Source organism: Variovorax sp. NFACC27, assembly GCF_048301545.1.
In the GTDB taxonomy this organism is placed as follows: domain Bacteria; phylum Pseudomonadota; class Gammaproteobacteria; order Burkholderiales; family Burkholderiaceae_C; genus Variovorax; species Variovorax gossypii.
In genome coordinates, this window is sequence record NZ_CP157613.1 from 8,133,459 (window position 1) to 8,155,656 (window position 22,198).

A 22,198-nucleotide genomic window follows, 5' to 3' on the forward strand; every position below is an offset into this window, starting at 1 on the left:
GTCCGGCAATGTCCCGAAGCGCCGAAGGGGCATCATCGCTATGAAAACAAGAGCATCGCACCTTGTATCCATGGGCATTCCGAAGCGCTTCTCTTTAAATTTCTGAAAACTTTCGATTGCGCCGCCGAGAGCATCGATGCTCTAATCCGCGCACGAAGGGGAGTAGCTCCCGACCGCTGTCGTCTACGGCAGCGCGAATCGTCAGGTCGTCAATACGAAGCAAAACACTTCCGGCCTGCCGGGCAACGTACGCGCGTTTTCTTGCGCGCGCGCTGTCGAGCAAGACCTTCGATTTGAACCTGTGCAGGTTTGGTCGAAGCGCTCGCAAGCTCCCGGTGTCACCCGGACTTCATTCCTCGCTTTCGACTCACCCGCTCAGGATGAATCGAAACGCATAGCCATGCGCCTTCCGTCGTCGTCCCCGAAGGGAGAGGCAGGGGCGCGAAGACAAAGAGGAAACCTATGGAAATGTTCATGACCCCGGAGTTCTGGGTCGCAGTCGGTCAGATCATCATGATCGACATCCTGCTGGGCGGCGACAACGCCGTGGTGATCGCGCTGGCCTGCCGCAAGCTCCCGCCTGCCCAGCGCACCCAGGGCATCCTGTGGGGTACCGCGGGCGCCATCGTGCTGCGCGTGATCCTGATCTTCTTCGCGCTGACCCTGCTGGCCATTCCGTTCCTGAAGCTGGTGGGCGCGATCCTGCTGCTGTGGATCGGCGTGAAGCTGCTGGCTCCCGAGCATGACGACGCCCACGGCAACATCACCGGCAGCGACAAGCTGTGGGGCGCGGTCAAGACCGTGATCGTGGCCGACCTCGTGATGAGCGTCGACAACGTGATCGCCATCGCGGGCGCCGCCCAAGGTGCCGGCGACAGCCACCAGATGCCGCTCGTGATCTTCGGCCTGCTCGTGAGCATCCCGATCATCGTCTGGGGCAGCCAGCTGGTCATCAAGCTGATGGACCGCTTCCCGATGATCATCACCGCCGGCGGCATGCTGCTCGGCTGGATCGCCGGCACGATGGCCGTTTCCGACCCCGCCCTGGCGAACACCGCTGCCTGGACCTGGGTGCCGAAGCTGCCCCAGACCGACACGATCAAGTACGCGGCTGGCGTCATCGGTGCGCTGCTGGTGCTGGTGATCGGCAAGTGGGTGGCCGCACGCCACGCCCGCAGCAAGCCCGAAGAATCGGCGGTGACGACCGGCTGATCGCCGCGAGTCATTGCCCCCTGCCACGAACTTCCTGTCCAAACCAGTCTCTGTCACTCTAACTACCTGAAGGAGCACGCAATGGAAAAGATCATTCTTTACGTCGACGACGCCACCTATGCCTGCGAGCAGTTCGCCGAACTCGCGCCGGATGCGAACAGTGTCGTGGCGCGCCATTGGGTGCTCGTGGCCTGCGCTCCGCGCATGACGCATCGCATCAGCAAGTGGGTGAGCCACAGCGCGCGCGAGAACTGGCGCGCCAAGTGGTTCAGCAAGGTGCAGGCGCAGATGACGCCGCTGCTGGAGCGCAACGGCGGCCAGGTGACGCCGGTGCTGGCCAAGGGCCCGCTGGCCGAGCTCACCGCCCAGCTCAAGCGCGAGCATTCGGCCGTTCACGTGGTCGATGCACGCCGCCCGAAGATCGGCGTCGACCTGGAGCCGGTGACGCCGGACCAGACGCCGCCCCATCAGTCGGGCTGGGCCTTTCCCGGCGCAGTGATGGGCATGGGTGCGCTGCTGGTGCTGGCCAACGAGCTGGCCGAGTAAGACCGCAACCGCAGGAAGAAACTTCCCCGACGAGCCCCGGCGCGGCAACGCACCGGGGCTCGTTGTCTTTTACGAGTGCTGGGGTATCCTGCCGCCATGCGCATCATCCTCAAATGGCTGCTCAGCGCCGTGGCGCTGCTGGCGGTGGCCTATCTCTACAGCGGTGTCCAGGTCAACAGCTTCGGCTCCGCGCTCATCGCGGCCGCGGTGATCGGCCTGCTCAACATGATCGTGCGGCCCGTGCTGGTGGTGCTGACGCTGCCGGTCACCATCGTCACGCTCGGGCTCTTCCTGTTCGTCATCAACGCGCTGCTGTTCTGGGCCGCCTCGGGGCTGCTGGGCGGCTTCCACGTGAACGGCTTCCTGGCCGCGCTGATCGGCTCGCTGCTGTACTCGCTGCTGGGACTGCTGATCGAGTCCGCGCTGGGCGGGCTGCTTTCCTCCCGGCGCTGAGCATCAGTAGTCGGCGGCAACTGCCGCTGCCGCCTGCTCCTACTTCAACGGCGGCTCCGCCGCCTGCTCCTTCACGAGCACTTCCACCGCTCGCGCCCGGGTGTCGATGATCGACGCCTCGTAGTGATCGACCACCCTGGACTGGCGCACGAGTTCCTGCGCCGCCTTGAAGCGGTCGCGCGCCGCCGGGTAGTCGAGGATCGCCACGTTCGCCTCGGCGTCGGCGCGCACCGCGCGCAACGTGTCGTTCTGCGCGCCATAGAGGTTGCCGAGCGCGCGCCACACGGTCGCATCGCGCGGATTCGCGGCCACCCAGTCGCGCAGCACGGGAATCATCGGCGCGGGCTGGCGCATTGCGGTGGCAGCCTCGGCGGCGAGCAGCATCTCGGGCCGCTCCTTCGACTTGACGTCGAGCAGCGCAGCCGCCTTGGGCGCTCCACCGGCGGCGAGCTCGATCTCCGCGTTCAGCCAGCGCGCCTGCTTCGCCGCAGCCGGATCGTCCGCCGTGCGCGCGACCAGCCGCTCGACCAGAGCGCGCGCGGCCTTGTAGTCGCGCATCTCCTTCGCCGACAGCGCTGCCGCGTACAGCGTGCCGGCCTGCTGCGCCGGGGTGCTCTTCGCGAACTCGCCGCTGGAGGCGGCATCGATCCACAGCCGCAGCACGTCGACGCCCGGGCGCGTCAGCACGCGGGCGCGCGAGGCGATCATCGCGTGGTCCATCGCCAGCGGCAGCGGCGGCGCGGCGTCCATGCGGAACTGGAAGCGGCCCTGCATGTCGGAGATCCGCTCGGTCGTCAGCGGGTGGCTGCGCAGGTAGGGGTACGAGCCGTTGTCGTTGAGGCGCGAGGCGTACTGCAGCTTCTCGAACATCGCGGCCGCGCCCTGCGGCGCGAAGCCGGCCTGCGTCATCACGCCGAAGCCGATGCGATCGGCCTCGCGCTCCATGTCGCGCGAGAAGTTCAGCTGGTTCTGCGCGAACATCGCCTGGCTGCCCATGATCATGGCCTGGCCGGCATCGCCGTTGCGGCTCTTGCTGGCGGCGATCATCCCCAGGATCAGGCCGGCGATCATCAGCGGCATCTGCTTGCCCTGGCGGGTCATGATGCGCGAGATGTGGCGCTGCGTGACGTGCGAGAGTTCGTGGCCGAGCACCGTCGCCAGTTCGTCGCGGCTGCCGACCGCGGCCACCAGGCCCAGGTTGAGCCCCAGGTAGCCGCCGGGCAGCGCGAAGGCATTGATGTTGCGGTCGCGGCCCAGCAGGATCGTCCAGGCGAAGCGCTCGTCGAGCTCCGGCGTGAGCTCGCCGCGCGCACGGGCGGCGACCAGCAGGCGCTGCCAGATCTCCTGCACGTAGGCGGCGATCACGGGGTCGTCGATGTAGTCGGTGTCGCGGTACAGCTCGCGGGCGATCTGGTCGCCCAGATGGCGCTCGGCGCTGGCGGTCATCTCGCCGCCGTCGCCCATGCCGGGAAGCACCTGCTGGATCTGCGCCAGCGCGGGTACCGGCATCAGCACCTGTGAAGCTATCAAAACGCTAGCGCATAACGCTCGCAGGGCGGGCGTTGGCTGGCTTCTGGAGTGGCGTTGGGGAGTCAAGCGCGGCATTCCTCGTCTGTGGCTCGGGCTCGTATGATGCACCTCCAACCTGATCGTTCACCCATGAGCACCCTCACCCATTTTGACGCCCAGGGCCAGGCCCACATGGTCGACGTCGCCGCCAAGCCGGCAACCCACCGCGTGGCGGTCGCCACAGGCCGCATCGAGATGCAGGCGGCGACCCTGGCGCTCATCGAGTCCGGCACGGCGAAGAAGGGCGACGTGCTGGGCATCGCGCGCATCGCGGGCATCCAGGCGGCGAAGAAGACCAGCGACCTGATTCCGCTGTGTCACCCGCTGGCGCTGACGCGGGTGGCGGTGGCTTTCGCGCTGGCCGATGCGGGAAGCGCGCCGCAGGTGGTTTGCACCGCGACTGTCGAGACCGTGGGGCCGACGGGGGTCGAAATGGAGGCGCTGACTGCGGTGCAGGTAGCGCTACTGACGATCTACGACATGTGCAAGGCGGTGGATCGGGGGATGCGGATCACCGATGTGCATGTGCTGGAAAAGCATGGGGGGAAGTCGGGGAGCTGGGTGGCGGGGTAGCCCGCCTTCGCAAGGCCTTCGCAAAAACCGCGGCTCAGTTCCAGCACTCGCTCGCTGCCGCCAGCGCAGCGTTGAAGCCCGTGTAGTTCTCGACCGATTTCCGTCCCGTGCTGGTGACGACGTAGTCGCCGCAACGGTCGCCGCTCATCGAGCCCGTGCGCGTTGCCTTCAGGGTGTAGCCGGCCCCCTTGCCGGTGGGTGTCAGCGCGATGTTGTAGTTCGCGGCGCCTTCGCCTGGCAAGGGCGAAGTGCCGAACTGCGTCTTGAACGCTCCGCCATCCTGGTTGACGTCCGTTCCATTTGCCGCCTTCGCGTAGCTGTAGTTTTCGCTGTAGTGCCTCTCCAGCCATTGCTGGGCCTGGGAGAGCGAAGCCTTCACCTGGGCGCGCTTGCCTTTGGCAATCTGCTCCCTGTAGCTCGGGTAGGCGATGGCGCTGAGGATCGCGATGATGACCACCGTGATCATCACCTCGATCAGCGTGAAGCCTCCCGCACGTTTGCGCGCCGCGCTCATCGGTGCTTCTCCACGGTTGTCTTCAGGCCAGGGATCTCGCGCCAGAAGATTCGCGATTGGGTGGTGTTCTTCCTCATCGTGACGTCTGTGTTCGGCCCCACTATCCGGGAGCAGGAGAGCCCCGCCGCGCACCGGCTGGTCGAGTCCTCGGGAATGGCGAAGCGCTGGTCGAGGCCGACGATGCCGATCACATCGCCCGCGGCGCCGGCAATGCCGAAGAGGTTCGTCGTGGAGACTCCCGTGACCCCATTCACCTGCACGTCCGCACCCGCCGCGCTGGCGGCGCACACGACACCCTCCGCCGCTTTCTTGTAGACGATGGGAATGTTGACGTCCTTGCCGGTGGCTTTCGGATTGCTCAGCACCATCCCCGAAGGCATCGGAATGCCCACATACCAGCCCTTCCTGGTGCCCCAATCGACCGCACTGGTTGCGTTCTGGACGACCGCATCGGTCTTCGCATCGAGGCTCCAGCTGCGCTCCTGAAGATCGGTCACACCCGAGGGGATGGTGCCGGGGTTCGCGGCATAGCTCGCCTTGTCCCAGATTCCGAAGATGCGGTGACTGCGTCCCGTGTCGGGGAAGTCTCCGGAAAATATCGACTGGCCTGTACCGAAGACCACGATCTGCCCGCCGTTGGGGTGAAAGCGCAGCGCCGGCGCGGTCGTGATCGGAAGCCTGTTGTTCGACGCGTCCAAGGCGACGTACAGCGGCTTGCCGTAGGCCTCCTTCCACTCTGTCACCTCGGCACTGGAGACATCGAACTTCCACATGTTGCCCTTGAGGTCGCCGGCGTAGATCGCGTCGGCGATGCCGTCGTCGTTCGTGTCGAGCCAGGTCGGCTGCATCAATCCGTTGCCGCCCGCCGTGCCGACTTCCAGGCGCTTGTAGTGGGTGTTGTTGACCCACTTGCCGTCGGAATTCGGGCCGTCCACGAAAAGAATGTAGAGCACGGTCTTGCCCGAAATGCTGGACACGCCGTTGCCGAAGAGCACCGCGAACTTGCCATTCGCCATCTTGGCGACCTGAGCAGCCTGATTGCTTGCCGGATGCGTTCCCCCTTCGGAGATCACATAGCCGAGATCGGCATCGTCCGCGGCGGTGAACTGCCACTTGTAGGTCTCGGTGGCATTTCCCTCGGTGAGCCGGGCCGGCGACGTCACGTCGAGCGCGAAGATCGCCTTCGCGCCACGCCCCAGGCTGGAGAACAGATAGGTTTTCCACGGATCCGTCCTGGCGGAAGTCATCACGTCCGCGGTGAAGGGGGAGCCGTCCGCATAGGCGCGCATGTCGGTCACCGTCGCGTTCGGAATCTCCTTGAGGCGCGAGGCAAGTGCCTGCGGCACATAGGACATCACCGGCATCAGCGCGTCGGCCGTGAAGGCGTGGAACATGCCGTCTCCCGCCCCAACCCAGACCAGCTTGGGCCGCGACTTCTGCGCGGACTTGAATTTGCCGTAGCCCGGGAAGGCTGGGCCGAAGAAGTTGGCCACGGGCAAGTCCTGCAGCCAGGGGTTGGAGTTCACCACGCCACCCATGATCGAATCCGAATTCCGGTCGCGGAAAGTACCTCCGGACAGCTTCTCCTTGGTGCGAGTGCCGCGCATGTAATTGATGATGTCTCGCCGCACGCTTGTCGAGGAGGCATCGAGTTCGGCCAGGTATCCGGCGCCTGCAGGCACATCCAGGCCCACATAAGTGAACGGCACCCCGGCAGTTCCGAGGTTCGTGATGATCGCGCGAGTCCCCGCGTTGGTCAGATTGACATGCCCCTTCGCGGCGGGCGTGCCGACAAAATTTCCCGCGGTGTCCAGTCGATACGCCAGCAACTCGCCGTGCAGATCGGACGCCGAGAAGTTCGCGACGTACTTGAAGTCGCCGGCACGCAGGTCGGGCCGGGATACGGCAGGGGCAGAGTTCGAGTTTCCGGTGATGTCCGCAAAGACTTGCCGCAGCGATTCTTCAAGCAGATCCGGGCGCCGTGCCAGGAAATAGTTGTCCGGAATGCCGTCGTTGCAACCGGGTTGACCGGCGGCCCCGCAGGCAGCGCCATCGGCACGTTTGGCGTCCCACTTGGACACGGCGTCCGGCAGTCCGGTCGGCTTTTTCTCGTCGTCCCTGAAGCCGCCGTACTTGGCAACGTACCAGAGCGGATCCTGGATCACGGCGTCGCTCGAGCCGAGCATCTGGTAGCTGAGCTGGGTCTCGCCCTTCACGAAGTTGCTGCCGATCTTCACGCACAGGCGCGGTGCCCTGGCGTAGCTCCATCCGCTCGGCCTGCTTCCGTCATCGTTCAGATAGCATTTTTCTTCCGTATTCCTGGGCTCGGTCTGCACGCTCGACGCGGCGTAGGTCGCAGTCGACTCGCTGGAGACATAGTTGTTGATGCTGCTGTGGAAGTGGCTTCCATCCTTGTCGCTGCCCACCATCGTGTAGCCGAAGGCGAACGGCTTGGAGACCCCGGTGTTCGACTCCAGCGTTTGCGTAAAGACACGCAGCGTGGGCGGGGTGGTGCTCGAATCGGTCTCGTACCGGATGGACCCCAACATGTCCTGATCCTGGTCCTCGCCCAGTGCCTGGTGCTGCCAAAGCACGAGAAAGGTCCCGGATTCGCCATTCGCGCCGCGCCTCAAGACCTTGAAGTCCACCATGTTGCCTGGAAGAGGAGTCGCACCGCTCCAATCGATGCTGGCAGGAGTGATGAAGACGTACTTCTGCGGATTGGACCTCGGAACCGGAATGCGGATGGACGCGGATCCGCCCGACATCGTCACCGCGTACTGCCGGACCTTCAGCACCTTGGAGTTCGCGTCCGCAGGAACAGTGAGATCCGAGCGGATGCGGTTCACGTGCGCGTAGTAAGCGGCACCGGCACCGAGGTAAGTGCCCCGCATGTTCGGTGCCTCGGGACAAAGGCCTGCCACGAGGCTCAGGTCCCCTATGAGCTTGCCGGTGCAGATGCCATCAACGGCCGTACCGTTGGAGCCTGCCAGCCGGGTCGTGCTTGAAATACCTTCCTGCGCGGAGCCGCCGATCAGATTCGTGTAGTAGGCGGCGCTCTGCGGTGCGCCCATGCCCGAAGAGCGGTCGTCCAGTGCGCTCATCTTGTCTCCATCGAACGTCGCCACGCCGCTGGAGATGGTGACCATGTTGAGTGGCCGGCAGATGTTCTTTCCGTAGAGCCCTTCTCTCGTTTTGTTCGAGTCCGCATGGGTCGGGTTTGCCTTCAGCGGATCGATCCAGGCGGGAGACGGAAGCCCGAGCTGCGCGTCATTGCTTCCACCGCTGTAGAGGGGAGCCTTTCCGGCGTAGTAGCGAAGCCCTTCCAGGAGGATCTCGCCGATGGGGTTTCCCCAGGCCGGGCAATCTCCGTTCTTGATGTTGTCGGAAGTACAGCTCTTCGAGTATTTGCCCGTCTTCGGGTTGTATCCAAAGGGCCTCAGCTGATTCAACGAATAGATGATGCCCCGCTCATTGGCATCGGACGAAGATTTGAATACGCCGGTCTGCGCATCGATTTCATCGTTGACTTCGGACATGTTCTTGCGAAGCACGCCGCCATCGAGATTGGTATCGAAGGAGCCGAGAAACATCGCAAATTCGGCCCTGGCCGCGCGCCGTCCGTAGTCGTCACTTTCACCGAATTCATTCAGCAGGCCGATAGGCTTCAGGTTCTTGTTCGGATACTGCTTGCAGCGCTCTTCTCCGACGAGGTCCTTCTTGCAAGCCTCCACGCGGGCCAGGTACTCGCCAGCCACGGAAGGAATGCTGCTGCTGTGGGTCGACGCACCGCCAGCTCCCACGTAGTTGTCGGTCATGAACCTGACCGTGGGAACCTGCCACGTGTAGCCGTTTTCTCCCGCCCAGTTGCAGCTCAGCACTTCCGTCATGTTCCAGAGGATGTAGTTGCCTTCGGCCGCACGAATTACCGGACGCAAGCTGGATACCTGCGATTCCTGTGTATCGCTGCTCCCCGGGTTTTCATGTCGCCGGCAAAGGGTGAGCCCTCTGGAATAGGAGAACGGCGTCAGGCGAATCAGGTCGCTGCCGTTGTAGTACTTCGCATAGGCCTGGCTGTTTCTCGGGACGAAGGCCATCTCGAGCACGGTTTTTCCGGAGCCTCCCGATGAGCCGGCTTCGTCCGTGGAGCGCAAGCCCCCGTAAAGTATCTTGCGCAGGACATCCATCCGGGACATGGTGGCCCAGTTCAGGAAATTGCCGCTCCAGAGATTTGAAGTAGTCGCCGATGCAGCGGCGCAGTAATACCTTTTCGAGCCCGCTGGATCCCCGGCAACCGCCTCCCTGTCTGCAAAGGAATCCGGCACGAAGTTACCGCTTTGAGTGCTGTAGCTGTAGCACTTCGTGGGATCGAAGTAGCCGTAGTACTTGAAGTACGGCAAGAAAAAGTAGTCGATGCTGCCGTCGAAGTTCAGGTCTTCATAGTCCGTATAGGCACGGCTGAACATGCTGTAGTCTTTCGACACGTTCAGCACGACCATCGGGAGATTCGGAGCCGGACTCACGTTGGGCGGAATCGCCTGGATCTGGGCGTTGGCGGCCCCGCTTCCAAGCAGCGCCAGCATCGCTGCAAACTTCAGGATCGATGATTTCATTTTTCAGCTTCGCTTGAAATAGCTCTGCAGCACGATCTCCGTATTCGGATCGAGGCCCCAGCCACGCGCGGTATTCCTGAAATAGATGTCTTCCCCGCGCTGCATGTACTCGATCAGATATTCGGGTTGACGCGACACGCCCTTGACGCCTGGCGTACCGGTGAAGGTGCCGAGAGGCACCGCTCCAGTGAACGAACAACCGGATGGCGGGGATGCCTTCCAGCCGACGCCCCCTTTGCCCGCAGGCCACCAAGGCTCGGGGTTGGTCTCGGCCTTGGAGTTGCTGGCTGCGTAATAGGCTGCGGGGCTTTGCTCGCCGAAACGGCACTGGCCGCGGGGGCAATCCGTACCGAAGTTCGGTTCGCTGTAGGCCGACTTGATCGGACGATCGTCGCCGCGGGTGCAGGTCGCGCCTGCGACGTCGGCAGTCAGGGAGATGTCCCGCTCCGCATCGCGCAAGGCAGCCTCGGCCGCCTGCCTGGCGATTTCGATGTCGAGCACGTTGCGCGCAACGTGCTCGCCGAACATCACGCGCCGCACGGTGAAGGCGGCAACGCCCGAGAGGATCAGGATGAAGGCCAGCACGACGACCATGGCAAGTCCGCGCTCGGCGGCCGGGTGGCGCGAGGTCTTCAAAATGTCCTCGTGAGATTGTTGCGAACGCCGAAGATGCGGGTCTGCTGCTTGTAGACGGCGCGATCGGAATCGGCGAACGCGACGGACGCGCCATCGCAGTCCACATAGCTGCCGCTCGATGTCTGCCTCACGGTGGCGTCGAGCGTCTTGGTCACGACGCACACCTGCACGGCGACGACGCGCTGCCAGGCGGTCTTGCGCTCCCCGTTGATGGTGGCAACCGGAAGACCGCCGACTTCCGCTGCCGTGAAGAAGCGTGCGGGAGCTTCGAGGGTATCGGCCTCCGAAACCCCGTAGCGAAACCTCAATTGGGTGACGCCGGAGACGATGGGCTGATGGGGTTTGGTGTTGGGCCCGTTGCCGGCGCAGCGGAAGCTTCGCGTCGAGATGGAGCGGCCATCCTGCTTGTAGGTGTAGCTTGCCCCGAGGCCGTAGACGTTGCTGATGAAGAGCGGCAGCGCGACGGTGCCGGTGCCTTTGGCTCCCGAGCCGGCGCGGGCTTCGTTGTACCTGGCTCCATTGAACTCGGCGAGCTCCACGTCCTGGCGCAGGCAGTCTTTTCTCGTGCCGACGCCTTCGACCTCGAAGTTGTCGGCAGAGAAGTAGTTGACGACGAGCGAATCGGGCTCCGTTGACTTGGATGCAGGGCAGGTGCCATTCGCGACGTCGAACAGCCCTTCGCTGCATCCGAAGATCCCCTGGTCGAACGCCTCGACCGAAGTCGAGACGACGTTCGAATAGGTCCCCTGGAACCTGGAGGATTCGACCGAAACAGGAAAGCTGGCTGGATAGAAGCCCGCGTTCTTCAGGTCGCGGCCGATGATGTCCAGCACGACGCTGGCGGCTTCCTGCTGCTGGGCGTTGGCGTCGACGGCCCTTGAAACTCGCGTCGTCGAGACGAGCAGGTAGCCGGCCGCAGCGACGAGCAGCAGCCCGAGCGCGATCGCGACCAGCAGCTCGACCAATGTGAGGCCGCGTGACCTGCAGGCACGCGTCTTCATGGAAGAACCCTCGCGGTGTAGCAACGCACTCCAGCCGGCGCTTCTGCTCCCTCGGGGCAGCAGAAGCGTGCGGACACCGTTTGCTGATCCTTGACCTTGCCGGTGCAGCTGGCCGGTTGCACGGCAGCGCCCTTTTCATCCACCGCGCTCTTGTCGAACCACATGACGCTGACGTCGAAGCCCGAACTGACGTCCCCGGTGATGTAGCCCGCCCCGCCCGGAAAAGCGGTGCGCAGGATGTTCTTCCAGCTGGCGAGATCGAAGACGGCCAGCTCCGCCGGTGAACAGACGACTTGCCCGCAATCCGTCGGCGAATCCGCGACTGCCTCGGCGACCTGCTCCGAGTAGGTCTCGGTCAACTGATAGCCCGTCCCGGTTGCCCGCGCACCTCCGATGACCCCCGAATATCCATTGGCTCCGGGCGCGTTGATGCGCAGCCTCTCGGACAGGTCGTTGATCGCGGCCGAGACATTCAGCCGGGCTTCATTGCCGGTCTGGTACTTCACCGCGGCGGCCATCAGGCCTGCGATGGCAACCAGGCCGAGCGAAAAGATCAGGAGAGCAACCAGCGCCTCGATCAGCGCCACACCCGATTGCCGAGTGCGATACGTCATCATCATTCGCACTCCCACCTAGTTCTGATTGCTGTCGTTGCAGCTGATGGCGCCGACGTTGCCGATCCGGGCGCGCCCCATCATGTCCAGGCACACGAGCTTGGTGACGGAGCCGCCTGCGGGAACGAGATCCAGCGCTTGCTGCCCCGGAAGACTCGAGCGGCCGCGCGCGTCGAACCGCAGCGTCGCGACCTTGCTGGTGGGTGCGGTCAGCGTGGGGCCGCCCGTCCTGCCGATATAGAACTTCAGCAACTCCGCCGTGTCGTCGGTGGCGACGCTGTCGCATTTGGGATTCGAGAACACGATCCACCCGCTGCTCCATTCGCGCCCCTCGTCGGCGCAGGTCGGGGCGGCGACGGTGATGTCCTCGGGCGCACAGACGGTGACGCACTTGTTCTTTGCGATGGCCTCCGAGCGCGCAAAGCCGACCGCCATGGCGAATTCGTTGCCGAGCGTTGCGGCTGCGGAGTTCCTTTGCATCGCCACGAAACTCGGCACGGCCAATGCGAGCAGTACCCCCATCATCGCGATGACGACGACGAGTTCGACGAGCGTGAAGCCGCCTGAATGAAACACCTTGCGCTTCCAGTACATGGCTGGAATCCTCCCCTCGCAACGTTGTGTCTATATGTGTCTCTCGATGCTAAATGAGTTTGAAAGTACTAAATCGCCGTTTGTCACCCGCACGCGACCGCTCGACGCCTTCGCTGTATTCCGGGCAACGCCGCTGAGAGAAATCGGGTGCCGCCGGCAGGTGCCTGACGCACGATGCGCCGACGGCAGTGCGTGCAGAGCCTCGTCTCGAGGTCTTCTTCTATTGCGGCGCGGCCAGTCGCGCAGGATCCCGATCGGCCTCTTTCAGCCAGCGCGCAAACTCCTGCGGAAAAGCATCGTGGAAACGTTCCGCCTGCGCCTCGGCTTCGCGTTCGCGGCCCAGCAGTTCGGCGCTTTCGATCAGCTTGACGATGACGCGCGGCTCCGGCGAGAAATGAATCACACGCTGCGCCAGCGAATGCACCTCGGCGGCATTCGCTGGCGTCACGGTGGTCAGCGTCAGCTCCGCGAACTCGGCCTGGCGCGCGAACAACCACGTTCCCCGCACTTTGGCGAGCGTGTCTTCCTTGTACGCGGAGAGCCGTTCGTCGGGTGGCAGATAGATCTGGCTGACGCGGACGTAGTCCCAGCCGGCGAGCCCCACGACCAGCAGCATGACGCCCGCCACCAAGAATGACAGCGCAGGTCGGATCGCAACACGCGCCCTGCCCGGCCAAAGCATGCCGAGGCACAGGCCGAACACCAGCTGGAACGGGCCGTACCAGAGCGGGTACTCGAGCAGGCTGTGCAGCACGATCGCACCCAGCATGCCCCAGGCCATCAGGCGAGCCGGATCGCGTTCACGCCAGGGCCGCGCGGCAATCACCATCCAGAGAAAGCCGCCGCAGATCAGCACGGCGGCGGGAATGCCCAGCTCCACCGCCAGGTGCAGTGGAAGGTTGTGGGCGTTGTCGAGGATTTCGACGAACCGGGCGCCGTCGTATTGAGTGCTGTAGTGCGCGAAGCTGAGCTCGCCCCATCCCCAGCCAGTCCAGGGGTGCTGGGCGATCAGCGTGAGTACGTTGCGCCACAGGATCAGGCGGCTGTGGTCTTCGGGTGCGCCGGTGTGCAGGCGTTGGAGCATGCCTTCGACTGCGCCGTCGCCACCGCTTGTCAGCTGCGGAAGCACCCAGGCGATCGCAAAGTACAACGGGATGGTCGCGACCAGCCACTTCGGACTCGGGAGGCGACAGGTGGCAATGCTGCCTTCAGGTGCATTTCGCCTTTCTCGCATTGCGATCAGCGTTGCCACGCCGGTGATCGACAGCAGTTGCAGAAGGCCCGTACGCGAAGTCGACGCTGCCGCGGCAATCAGCAAGAGCCCGGCCGCCGCCACCAAACCACGCCGAACCTGTAATGCCTCGTTGGTGGCATAGAGCCAAAGGGCAGCGCACCAAGCCATGCTGATCAAGGTCGCAAACTGGTTTCGCTGGCGGAGATTGCCATAAGCTTGCCCCAGCGCCGGCGAAGTGGTCCACGGCACGAGCGGTTCGGCAAGCCCGTAGTACTGCAGCAAGCCCAGAACGGCGCTGATGAGCCCGGCGACAAGCACGCCCCTCGCCAATAACTGCGAAGCACCTCCCTGATCGCACGCCGGTGCACTGCCCACACTCGCGGCCGCGGCGATTCCGGCAATTGCGAGACATGCTGCCAACCCGCTCCAGCCGGAAAGCGCAACAAGAAAGCCTCCCAGCCCAAGCCACACCCAAATCCGTGGCGTGGGCGTGCCGACGGGCCCGCTCAGCAACAGCCCCGCCAGACAAGCCCAGGAAACAAGCAACTGCCAAACGCTGACAGATGGCCCCCCGACCAAGGGGCAAACAAAAGTTAACGCAACGAGAGCCACGCGGATGAAGCCGAGCATCTTTGTAAACAGGCCAACCGAAGTCGGCAGGTACCGCGCAGACGTCATTCGACCCATTGTGCCGGGCTGACTTGCCGACGAATGGTCATCGGGGGGAGACGAGAGGCTTTGTAAACGTAAACATTTGAAGACACCATTTAACAACTATGTTCAATTGTTTCCACTTCGTTTCCGACTCTGTCGGACGGGGCTGAAAGGCGTTCTCCCGATGACACAGCAACCTGCTCGAAGCCGAATCGCCAATTCCCGGTCGCATGGCTTCACGCTGATCGAAATCATGATCGTGGTCGCGATCGTCGGGATTCTCGCGGCGATTGCCGTGCCGCTGTATGGCGAATATGTGCTGCGGGGTCGCATCCCCGATGCGACGTCCAATCTTTCCGCGCTCGCGGTAAGGATGGAACAGGGCTATCAGGACAGTCGCAGCTACAACCTGAGCGGCTCCACCACCAAGTGCCTGATCGATACGCAGACAACGGCACTTACCAGCACCAACAAGAGCTTCGATTTTTCCTGCACAGCCACGGCCGATACCTTCACGCTGAAGGCGAGCGGCAAGACGAGCACCATGCCTGGATTCGAGTTCACGCTCGATCAGAAGGGAGGCAAGACTTCCAAGGGCAAGACAGGCTGGACAGCTGGCACCAACTGCTGGATCACCAACAAGGGCGGGTGCTGAATGCCAGCCGCGCCGCGTTTCCGTCCAGCTGCAACGGCGGCCCTTCGAGGTGTGTCGTTGATCGAGCTCATGGTCGGCATTGCCATCATCGCGATTGCCGTTGCCATGGGTGCGCCATCGTTCACCGAATGGATCTACAACTCGCAGATTCGCAGCACGGCGGAGTCGGTGCAAAACGGCCTGCAGTTCGCACGTGCCGAGGCCGTGCGGCGCAACACCCCCGTGCGAATGCAGTTCACGACCTCGCTCGACAGTTCCTGCGCGATTTCCACGACGGGCACCAGCTGGGTCGTGAGCCTCGCATCGGCAGGCACGCCGGCTTCGAAGTGCAATGACGATGCGACTGTCCTTCAGTCGGGTCAACCCGTCTCGGGCCGGGCCAGCGCCACGATCACCAGCGACCACGCGGGCACCTTCGGCTTCAACGGCCTCGGACGCATCGTGAAGACGACTTCTCCCGATACCGACATCCTGGATGGCGCCATCGACATCAAATCCAGCAAAGGTACCTGTGCGGCCGAGTCCGGCGGCACCCTGCGTTGCCTGCGCGTTCTCGTTTCCGCAGGCGGGCAGATTCGCATGTGCGACCCCAAGCGCGGCAGCGGTGATCCGATGGCCTGCACTCCCTGACGAAGACCATGAACACACGTCCTCATCGTCACGCGATCCAACGCAGCCGCGGCTTGCGCTCGAACAAGAACCAACGCGGCATCGTGTTGCTGGAGGCGCTTGTTGCGCTGCTGATCTTCTCGGTCGGAATCCTCGGACTGATCGGCCTGCAGATCACCTCCGTCAAGCAGGCATCGGCGGCGGAATACAGGTCGACGGCGGTCTTGCAAGCCAATGACCTGATCAGCCGCATGTGGGTCAGCGACCGATCCGATACGGTTCTGAAAACCCAGTTCGCGGCCACCGGCGATGGCTACAAGGCTTGGAAGGATGCCTGGGCCAGCGCACTGCCTGGAACCACCGACAACCCACCCGACGTGGCCATCAAGAGCGAGGACAAGGGTGCCACCGCGGCCCTCGGCACCAACACGGTCACCATCACCATCTACTGGCAGGCGCCGGGAGATGACAAGCGCCAATACACCATGGTTGCGCGGCTCGACCAGCCACAGAAGTAAGCCCAGCAATGAACCAGTACAAGCGTTCCCGCCAACGCCAGGCGGCCTCGGGCTTCAGCCTGATCGAGATCCTGATCGGCCTGCTGATCGGCATGCTGTCGGTCATCGTCATCATGCAGGTCTTCGGCGTCTTCGAAGGCAACAAGCGCACAACTACCGGTGGCGACGACGCACAGATCAATGGCTCTATAGCACTGTATGGCCTGGAACGCGATGCGCGTGAAGCCGGCTACGGCATCAATGCATTCAGCCTTCTGGGTTGCAGCCTGTCCTTCAAGACAAGCAAGGACAGCAAGACCGTCAAGCTCGATGCCTTGGCGCCTGTTGTCGTCAATCCGGCGACAACGCTCGTGCCTGCGGGCACCGCGGGCACAGATACCCTGCTGATGATCTCCGGAACGAGCGACAGCCCCGCCGAAGGCGACCTGATTGCCACCGCACCATCTTCGAAGACCTACCCGATCACCACGGCCGGATCTTTCGCGGTCAACGACTATGTGATCGCGCAGCCTTCGAGTCGTCCATCGCCTTGCAGTCTCAACCTGGACAAGATCACCGCCAAGACGGACACCACTCTCACGGTAGATCCGGGCGATCCCACCGGTCTGGCTCTGGGCAGCATGGTCTACAACATTGGGCAATCGTTGATCGCCCGCGCCTATGCGGTACGCGACGGCAATCTGACCGTCTGCGACTACACCGCCTACAACTGCGCGGACGCAACTTACGTGTCACCGAAGGTCAACCCGGCCGTCTGGGTTTCCATTGCCTCCAGCATCGTCGGCCTGCGTGCGCAATACGGGCGCGATACCTCGGGCATCGGTTCAAACAAGATGTCTGGCATCGTCGACACCTACGACCAGATCACCCCCGGGAGCACCGCGGACAAGAGCGGCCTCGCCGTTCAATGCGGCTGGGCACGCACGCTGGCGCTGCGCGTTGCCCTGGTGGCTCGCAGCGGGCAATACACGAAGTATGACGCAGCAGCAGGCGAGGCCCCGTCCACCAGCACCGCGCCCACCTGGGCCGGTAGCGCCTCCGCGCCGTTCGACCTGAGCGGCAATTCGGAGTGGAAGAACTATCGCTACAAGACACTGCAAACCACGGTACCGGTCCGCAATCTGGTCTGGCAGGGCTCGCAGACCACAGCACAAGGAGGGACCGGCGGATGCTGAGCAACGACAACAAGAGCAAGGGTTTTCTGATGGCGCACCGCTTCGCGTGCACACGCTCACGGCAGAGTCACCGGTCGCAGCACGGCGTCGTACTGATCCTTGCGCTGATCGTGCTGGTCGCACTGACCCTGGCTGCAGTGGCACTGACGCGCTCAGTGGGTACCTCCAATACCGTTGCAGGCAACCTGGCCTTTCAGCAGGCAGCTACGCATTCGGCGGACGTTGGCGTCGAAACGGCCGTGAAATGGCTCGAAGACAACGTCAATGCGGTGGGAGTCTGCGCCTCGGGCAGTACCGTCACGTGCGACCAGACGGCCCAGGGCTACCTGGCAACCAGAGCAGACCCCGCGAGCGGCCAAACCTGGGCCGAGTTCTGGACGACAAAGCTGTCGACCAACGCCAAGTCCCTGGACAAGGATGCAACAACGGGCAACACGGTGCGCTACGTCATTCATCGCATGTGCCCCGCTACGGGCGAAGCGAATGTCGGCACCAACATCTGCGCCACGTCGCCGCGCGCCACCGCCGGCAGTTGCCCGGGCGGTACCTCGTGCACGGGCGGTGGCGGTCGCGGCGGTACCGGCAGCAATGTGGACTCGCCCAAGCAGACCTATTACCGCATCACTGTCGTGGTCGATGGACCGCGCAACACCCAGAGCATGGTCCAGGCCATGGTGGCGATCTAGCCGCCGCAACAGGAAGAGCCTCTTCATGAAACGCAACACCCTCCATCTCCTGCAGGCCACGCTCTGCATCGCGCCGCTGCTGGCGGCGATGTACACCGCGAAGGCGGCACAGACCGACCTAGCCACCGCCCCACTCGAAACGTCGAGCCCGACGCTGGTCAAGCCCAATCTATTCTTCGTGCTCGACGACTCGGGCAGCATGACTTGGGACTATCTGCCAGATACGGCGGGACAAGATGGGAATTACAGAAACAACGCCGGTCTTGTTCGCAACAGTGCGTACAACAAGATCTACTACAACCCGAACACCACCTACTCGCCCCCCATCAAGTACGACGGAAGCAAGTACCCAACGATGGGCTCCGACAAATGGACGGCCGTCCCTTATGACGGTTATGGCGTGCAGTCGGCTGATACAGGCTTCACGGGTAACCAGGCCAACCTGTTTACGAATGCCAATTCAGGGGTAACGCAGAACCTTGTCGGCAATGCCCTGTACTACAAGTTCGTGGCGGGTGAGTACTGCACCGACCAGAGCCTGCGAAGTTGTGCGACGCAATCGGCGCCGTCGGCGTCGAACACCGTCCCCGCCACATTGCGCTGGTGCAGCGACACCGCGCTGACCGATTGCCAAGCCACCCGCATCGATACCGCCCCCACTGGAGGGAAGAAATATGTATATGCCCGATATCCCGGGGTCACGCTTGTCGGCGCCGTCGGGGCAACAAGCCAGCTGACTCTCAGTGGCTCAGGCAACAGCTCCGTCAGTGGAATTACTGTGGGCTCAAAACAGATCATGTCGGGCGGAACAGGCTCCACCAGCAACCGCAACACACTGGCCCAAGCCATTGCGAACAGCATCAACGACTGTACGACCAACAGCACTGGCAATTGCACGGTCACCGGCTTCAGCGCTTCCAGATCAGGCAGCACGGTGACGATCACCGCGCCCAGCGCCTTGGGCGACTTCACCGACACCCCCGTCGTGAGCAAGTCCGGGAGCATTACCATCGGCGCGACCGCATTCACCGGCGGTGTGACGGCCGTCTACGTCCCAGGGCAAAACGTGCTGACGACGATCAGCTCCGACGTGACCAGCTATTCCCAAACCGGAACGCGTACGGACTGCATGAGCACCACCGCGTGCACTTACACGGAGGAGATGACCAATTTTGCCAATTGGTGGGCCTACTACCGTACACGCATGCAGATGACGAAGACTGCCGCAGGCCTTGGATTTTCCGGCCTGACCAGCAGCTATCGGTTGGGCTTCATGAGCCTCAACAACAACACAGGCTCCGACTTTCTCAATGTCGACGACATTGCGACCACGAAGGGCGGACAGAAAGACCTGTGGTACCAAAAACTGACAGCGGCGATACCGAGCAACGGCACCGGCCTTCGCGTGGCGCTCTCGACGGCCGGCCGCATGTATGCAGGCAAACTGACAGGCAGCCAGAAGCTCTGGGTCAATGCATCCAGCGGCGACACGACCGCGGTTACTGTCAAGGATCCGATGCAGTACGCCTGTCAACGCAACTACACCATGCTGTCGACTGACGGCTATTGGAACGAAGCAGCGACGGCCAAGACAAACACCGGAGTCGTGTACAACACGATCACACAGGTCGACGGCACAACCGCCATCGGCGATCAGGACGGTGACAGCTCCACCGTGCAACGACCCTACTACGACGGAAGCCAGGTTTCGAACACGCTGGCCGACGTAGCCCAGTACTACTACACCACCGACATCCGCTCGAGCATTCTTGGCACTAGCAAGAACAGCAGCGGCGTGGACGTCGGAGCGGACAACACACTCGCCGGTCAGCAACGCATGTACACCTACACCATCGGCTTGGGTGTGTCGGGCTACATGCAGTATCAGTCGGACTATCAGACAGCAACCAGCGGCGACTACTACGATGTCCTCAAGGGCACGACCGCTTCCAACACGAAATGCCGCTGGCAAAGCAGCGGTGCGTGCAATTGGCCCACACCGGTGAGCAACTCGCAAACCACGGTCGACGACTTGTGGCATGCGGCCGTCAACGGGCGCGGCGCTTACTACAGTGCGGGCGACCCCGTCGCGGTCAAGGACGGCATCACCAACTTCCTCAACAACGTCGACGCCCAGAACAGCGCTGGCGCAGCCGTCTCACCCAGCACGGCGAACGTGACGAGCTCCGACAACTTCCTGTTCGACTCCGGGTTCACCTCGGTACAGTGGTTCGGCGAAGTCGCACGCTACACCATCGATCCGGTCACCGGCGTTCCCGGTACGGTGCCGCAATGGTCGCAATCGGGCACCGCCAACACCTCCTCCGCGACACTGCCCACCGCGCTTCTGGACAACACGACCTACAGCGCGCGCAAGATCTACACCAACAACGGCAGCACGCTGATCAACTTCGCGTGGGACTCGCTGACCGACACGATGAAGAACTACTTCAAGATGTCGGCGATCGGCTCGTTGTCGCAGGTCTGTGCCGCGGGCAGCGCCTGTGTTCCCTCAGCGCAGCAGATCGACAGTACTGTTGCAGGTTCGGACAAGGGCATGGGGGGCATCAACCTCGTGAACTTCCTGCGCGGCGACCGGAGCAACGAGGACGGCAGCGGCGGCAAGTACTACTTCAAGCGCACTCACGTGCTCGGTGACATCGTCGGCTCGCAATCGGCTTATGTGAAGAAGTCGAACTTCAATTACACCGATACCGGCTATGCCGCATTCAAGAAGACCAACGAAACGCGCCAGGGCATGCTCTACGTCGGCGCCAACGACGGCATGCTGCACGCGTTCAACGCCGACACCGGCGCCGAAAGCTGGGCATACATTCCCTCGGTGCTGCTGCCCAAGCTCTACAAGCTGGCAGAGAAGAACTACAGCCGCAACCACTCGTACTTCGTGAACGGCTCACCCCAGCAGGGCGAAGCGTATTTCGACGGCGCATGGCATACGCTTCTTGTCGGCGGCCTGGCCGCAGGCGGTCGCGGGTACTACGCGCTGGATGTAACCACGCCGGACACGCCGAAGGTCTTGTGGGAATTCACGTTCAACAACGACAACGACCTCGGATACACCTACGGCATCCCAATCATCACCAAGCTCGGCGACGGCACCTGGGCTGTGCTTGTGACCTCTGGCTACAACAACATCTCGCCTGGCGGCGGCGGCGGCCACCTGTGGGTGTTGAACGCGAAGACCGGCGCAGTCATCAAGAAGATCAGCACCGGCGTCGGCAGCGCAACGGCAGTGGTTCCCGGCTCGGGATGCACGGTCGCCCCATGCCCAAGTGGCCTGTCCCGCATCAGCGCGTGGATGGACAACATCAACCTCAACAACACCGTGACCCAGGTGTACAGCGGTGACCTTTACGGCAATGTCTGGCGCTTCGACCTCAGCAGCCTGAAGGCAGATGGATCCGGAACACCCACGGTGCAACTTCTGGCCACGCTCCAGGACGCCAACAACAATCCGCAACCCATCACGAGCTGGATCGAACTCGGTTTCGCGAGCAGCAGTCACATCATCTACGTGGGCACGGGCAGCTACCTTGGGGTGTCGGACATCGACGCCAAGAGCGCGGGCGCCACGCAGGTGCAGACGATCTATGCCATCAAGGATCCCCTGACGGGAAGCAGTACGACTACGAGCATCTACGGAAGCCCCCGTACAACGGCTTGCTCGACCACGCTGAAGACCAAGTGCTTCATGAAGCAGACGTTCACCGACAAGGATGGGGTACGGACGGTTTCGAGCTCGATGAGCTATGCCACCAACCTGAGCAACATGTACGGCTGGTTCATCGATCTGCCGAACACGGGCGAGCGGATCAATACCGATTCGACCCTGCAACTGGGCGTTCTGGTTTTCGTCTCGAACATCCCGAACAACGCAAATGCCTGCGGCATCGGGGGCTCGGCGTACCTGAACTATGTCGACTACAAAACAGGCCTCTCGCTTTTCCCGGCGACAAAGGCCCAGGTGGTCGGAACGCTTCTCGCGGGAGGCAATGGTCTGGGAGCCGCAGCCTCGGTGTATGCACGAAAAGGCAGTCAGCTGATCGGCAGCGTGAAGCTCTCCACAGGAAAGCTCGAGAACATCGAACTGCCGCCAGGTGCTGGTGGTCCTGGTACCCGCCGGATCTCGTGGCGCGAACTCGTGACACAGTAAGGCGCGGGGGGATGCGAGAAACCCTGCTGACGTCGTCGATTCGGGTCAGTCAGGGCGCTGATGGATTCATCGGCTTGCCCTCTATCCAAAGCCGTACTGGAGCGGAAATGCGATGCTGAATCGCTGCGCTTCGATGCGGGTTTCGTCCTTATAGCTCAGCAGTCGCGC

The 22,198-nt window shown here is 63.0% G+C and carries 18 protein-coding genes; 10 read left to right on the forward strand and 8 right to left on the reverse strand.

Annotated features, from left to right (window positions below; translation table 11 throughout):
• Window positions 1–462: 462 nt before the first annotated feature.
• The 3 genes from ABL840_RS38170 (at window position 463) to ABL840_RS38180 (ending at window position 2,211) form a co-directional block, all read left to right on the forward strand.
• Window positions 463–1,212, forward strand: coding sequence for a TerC family protein (locus ABL840_RS38170; RefSeq protein ID WP_093300167.1), 750 nt, complete (start codon window positions 463–465; stop codon window positions 1,210–1,212).
• An 81-nt stretch (window positions 1,213–1,293) separates the two neighbouring features.
• Entirely contained in the window at window positions 1,294–1,758 is a 465-nt protein-coding gene (locus ABL840_RS38175) for a hypothetical protein (RefSeq protein ID WP_093195962.1), read from the forward strand.
• Window positions 1,759–1,854: 96 nt separating this feature from the next.
• Window positions 1,855–2,211 (forward strand): phage holin family protein, encoded by a 357-nt coding sequence (locus ABL840_RS38180; RefSeq protein WP_093196182.1) that lies wholly within the window; start codon window positions 1,855–1,857, stop codon window positions 2,209–2,211.
• Between the two features lie 39 nt (window positions 2,212–2,250).
• On the opposite strand, the gene ABL840_RS38185 is transcribed toward ABL840_RS38180, so the two are convergent.
• The gene (locus ABL840_RS38185; RefSeq protein ID WP_093300169.1) at window positions 2,251–3,816 is read right to left on the reverse strand and encodes a M48 family metalloprotease; all 1,566 of its coding nucleotides are present in this window, start codon (window positions 3,814–3,816) and stop codon (window positions 2,251–2,253) included.
• Window positions 3,817–3,870: 54 nt separating this feature from the next.
• Between ABL840_RS38185 and moaC the strand changes: the two genes are divergently transcribed.
• A complete protein-coding gene (gene moaC / locus ABL840_RS38190; protein WP_019653841.1) occupies window positions 3,871–4,353 on the forward strand; it encodes a cyclic pyranopterin monophosphate synthase MoaC in 483 nt (160 codons plus the stop codon).
• Between the two features lie 34 nt (window positions 4,354–4,387).
• Here the strand turns inward: moaC and ABL840_RS38195 are convergent, their stop codons facing one another.
• The 7 genes from ABL840_RS38195 to ABL840_RS38225 all read right to left on the reverse strand — a co-directional run bounded on the left by ABL840_RS38195 (window position 4,388) and on the right by ABL840_RS38225 (window position 14,189).
• Window positions 4,388–4,867, reverse strand: a complete 480-nt coding sequence (locus tag ABL840_RS38195) for a type IV pilin protein (protein ID WP_093300170.1) — start codon at window positions 4,865–4,867, stop codon at window positions 4,388–4,390.
• The gene (locus ABL840_RS38200) at window positions 4,864–9,480 is read right to left on the reverse strand and encodes a pilus assembly protein (protein WP_093300172.1); all 4,617 of its coding nucleotides are present in this window, start codon (window positions 9,478–9,480) and stop codon (window positions 4,864–4,866) included. Before ABL840_RS38200 ends, ABL840_RS38195 begins: the two co-directional genes overlap by 4 nt.
• A 3-nt stretch (window positions 9,481–9,483) precedes the next feature.
• Window positions 9,484–10,116 carry a pilus assembly PilX family protein gene (locus tag ABL840_RS38205; RefSeq protein WP_093300174.1) on the reverse strand — a complete coding sequence of 211 codons (633 nt, stop codon included), beginning with the start codon at window positions 10,114–10,116 and terminating at the stop codon, window positions 9,484–9,486.
• Entirely contained in the window at window positions 10,113–11,117 is a 1,005-nt protein-coding gene (locus ABL840_RS38210) for a PulJ/GspJ family protein (protein ID WP_093300175.1), read from the reverse strand. The genes ABL840_RS38205 and ABL840_RS38210 overlap by 4 nt, the downstream gene beginning before the upstream one ends.
• Entirely contained in the window at window positions 11,114–11,737 is a 624-nt protein-coding gene (pilV, locus tag ABL840_RS38215) for a type IV pilus modification protein PilV (RefSeq protein ID WP_093300176.1), read from the reverse strand. Before pilV (ABL840_RS38215) ends, ABL840_RS38210 begins: the two co-directional genes overlap by 4 nt.
• 12 nt (window positions 11,738–11,749) lie before the next feature.
• Complete coding sequence (locus tag ABL840_RS38220; protein ID WP_093300177.1) at window positions 11,750–12,325, reverse strand: GspH/FimT family pseudopilin; 576 nt, start codon at window positions 12,323–12,325, stop codon at window positions 11,750–11,752.
• 220 nt (window positions 12,326–12,545) lie between these two features.
• Entirely contained in the window at window positions 12,546–14,189 is a 1,644-nt protein-coding gene (locus ABL840_RS38225; protein ID WP_176947411.1) for a Wzy polymerase domain-containing protein, read from the reverse strand.
• 208 nt (window positions 14,190–14,397) lie between these two features.
• On the opposite strand from ABL840_RS38225, the gene ABL840_RS38230 reads away from it, so the two are divergent.
• The 6 genes from ABL840_RS38230 to ABL840_RS38255 are packed head-to-tail and all read left to right on the forward strand — an operon-like array spanning window position 14,398 to window position 22,030.
• The gene (locus ABL840_RS38230) at window positions 14,398–14,868 is read left to right on the forward strand and encodes a type IV pilin protein (RefSeq protein ID WP_093300178.1); all 471 of its coding nucleotides are present in this window, start codon (window positions 14,398–14,400) and stop codon (window positions 14,866–14,868) included.
• On the forward strand, window positions 14,869–15,498 hold the full coding sequence (locus ABL840_RS38235; protein WP_093300564.1) for a GspH/FimT family pseudopilin: 630 nt from the start codon (window positions 14,869–14,871) through the stop codon (window positions 15,496–15,498).
• An 8-nt stretch (window positions 15,499–15,506) separates the two neighbouring features.
• The gene (gene pilV / locus ABL840_RS38240) at window positions 15,507–15,995 is read left to right on the forward strand and encodes a type IV pilus modification protein PilV (protein WP_143042908.1); all 489 of its coding nucleotides are present in this window, start codon (window positions 15,507–15,509) and stop codon (window positions 15,993–15,995) included.
• Between the two features lie 8 nt (window positions 15,996–16,003).
• Window positions 16,004–17,170, forward strand: a complete 1,167-nt coding sequence (locus tag ABL840_RS38245) for a PilW family protein (protein WP_093300181.1) — start codon at window positions 16,004–16,006, stop codon at window positions 17,168–17,170.
• Entirely contained in the window at window positions 17,164–17,856 is a 693-nt protein-coding gene (locus tag ABL840_RS38250) for a pilus assembly PilX family protein (RefSeq protein ID WP_103893578.1), read from the forward strand. The genes ABL840_RS38245 and ABL840_RS38250 overlap by 7 nt, the downstream gene beginning before the upstream one ends.
• Window positions 17,857–17,881: 25 nt before the next feature.
• Complete coding sequence (locus ABL840_RS38255; protein WP_103893577.1) at window positions 17,882–22,030, forward strand: pilus assembly protein; 4,149 nt, start codon at window positions 17,882–17,884, stop codon at window positions 22,028–22,030.
• The last annotated feature ends 168 nt before the right edge of the window (window positions 22,031–22,198 follow it).

Bases quoted from the DNA above. Each gene is read 5' to 3' on its own strand.
- pilV (WP_093300176.1), bottom strand. From the start codon at position 11,737: ATGATGATGACGTATCGCACTCGGCAATCGGGTGTGGCGCTGATCGAG.
- ABL840_RS38170 (WP_093300167.1), top strand. From the start codon at position 463: ATGGAAATGTTCATGACCCCGGAGTTCTGGGTCGCAGTCGGTCAGATC.
- ABL840_RS38230 (WP_093300178.1), top strand. From the start codon at position 14,398: ATGACACAGCAACCTGCTCGAAGCCGAATCGCCAATTCCCGGTCGCAT.
- ABL840_RS38255 (WP_103893577.1), top strand. From the start codon at position 17,882: ATGAAACGCAACACCCTCCATCTCCTGCAGGCCACGCTCTGCATCGCG.
- ABL840_RS38195 (WP_093300170.1), bottom strand. From the start codon at position 4,867: ATGAGCGCGGCGCGCAAACGTGCGGGAGGCTTCACGCTGATCGAGGTG.
- ABL840_RS38250 (WP_103893578.1), top strand. From the start codon at position 17,164: ATGCTGAGCAACGACAACAAGAGCAAGGGTTTTCTGATGGCGCACCGC.
- moaC (WP_019653841.1), top strand. From the start codon at position 3,871: ATGAGCACCCTCACCCATTTTGACGCCCAGGGCCAGGCCCACATGGTC.
- ABL840_RS38245 (WP_093300181.1), top strand. From the start codon at position 16,004: ATGAACCAGTACAAGCGTTCCCGCCAACGCCAGGCGGCCTCGGGCTTC.
- pilV (WP_143042908.1), top strand. From the start codon at position 15,507: ATGAACACACGTCCTCATCGTCACGCGATCCAACGCAGCCGCGGCTTG.
- ABL840_RS38235 (WP_093300564.1), top strand. From the start codon at position 14,869: ATGCCAGCCGCGCCGCGTTTCCGTCCAGCTGCAACGGCGGCCCTTCGA.
- ABL840_RS38210 (WP_093300175.1), bottom strand. From the start codon at position 11,117: ATGAAGACGCGTGCCTGCAGGTCACGCGGCCTCACATTGGTCGAGCTG.
- ABL840_RS38175 (WP_093195962.1), top strand. From the start codon at position 1,294: ATGGAAAAGATCATTCTTTACGTCGACGACGCCACCTATGCCTGCGAG.
- ABL840_RS38200 (WP_093300172.1), bottom strand. From the start codon at position 9,480: ATGAAATCATCGATCCTGAAGTTTGCAGCGATGCTGGCGCTGCTTGGA.
- ABL840_RS38225 (WP_176947411.1), bottom strand. From the start codon at position 14,189: ATGCTCGGCTTCATCCGCGTGGCTCTCGTTGCGTTAACTTTTGTTTGC.
- ABL840_RS38180 (WP_093196182.1), top strand. From the start codon at position 1,855: ATGCGCATCATCCTCAAATGGCTGCTCAGCGCCGTGGCGCTGCTGGCG.
- ABL840_RS38220 (WP_093300177.1), bottom strand. From the start codon at position 12,325: ATGTACTGGAAGCGCAAGGTGTTTCATTCAGGCGGCTTCACGCTCGTC.
- ABL840_RS38185 (WP_093300169.1), bottom strand. From the start codon at position 3,816: ATGCCGCGCTTGACTCCCCAACGCCACTCCAGAAGCCAGCCAACGCCC.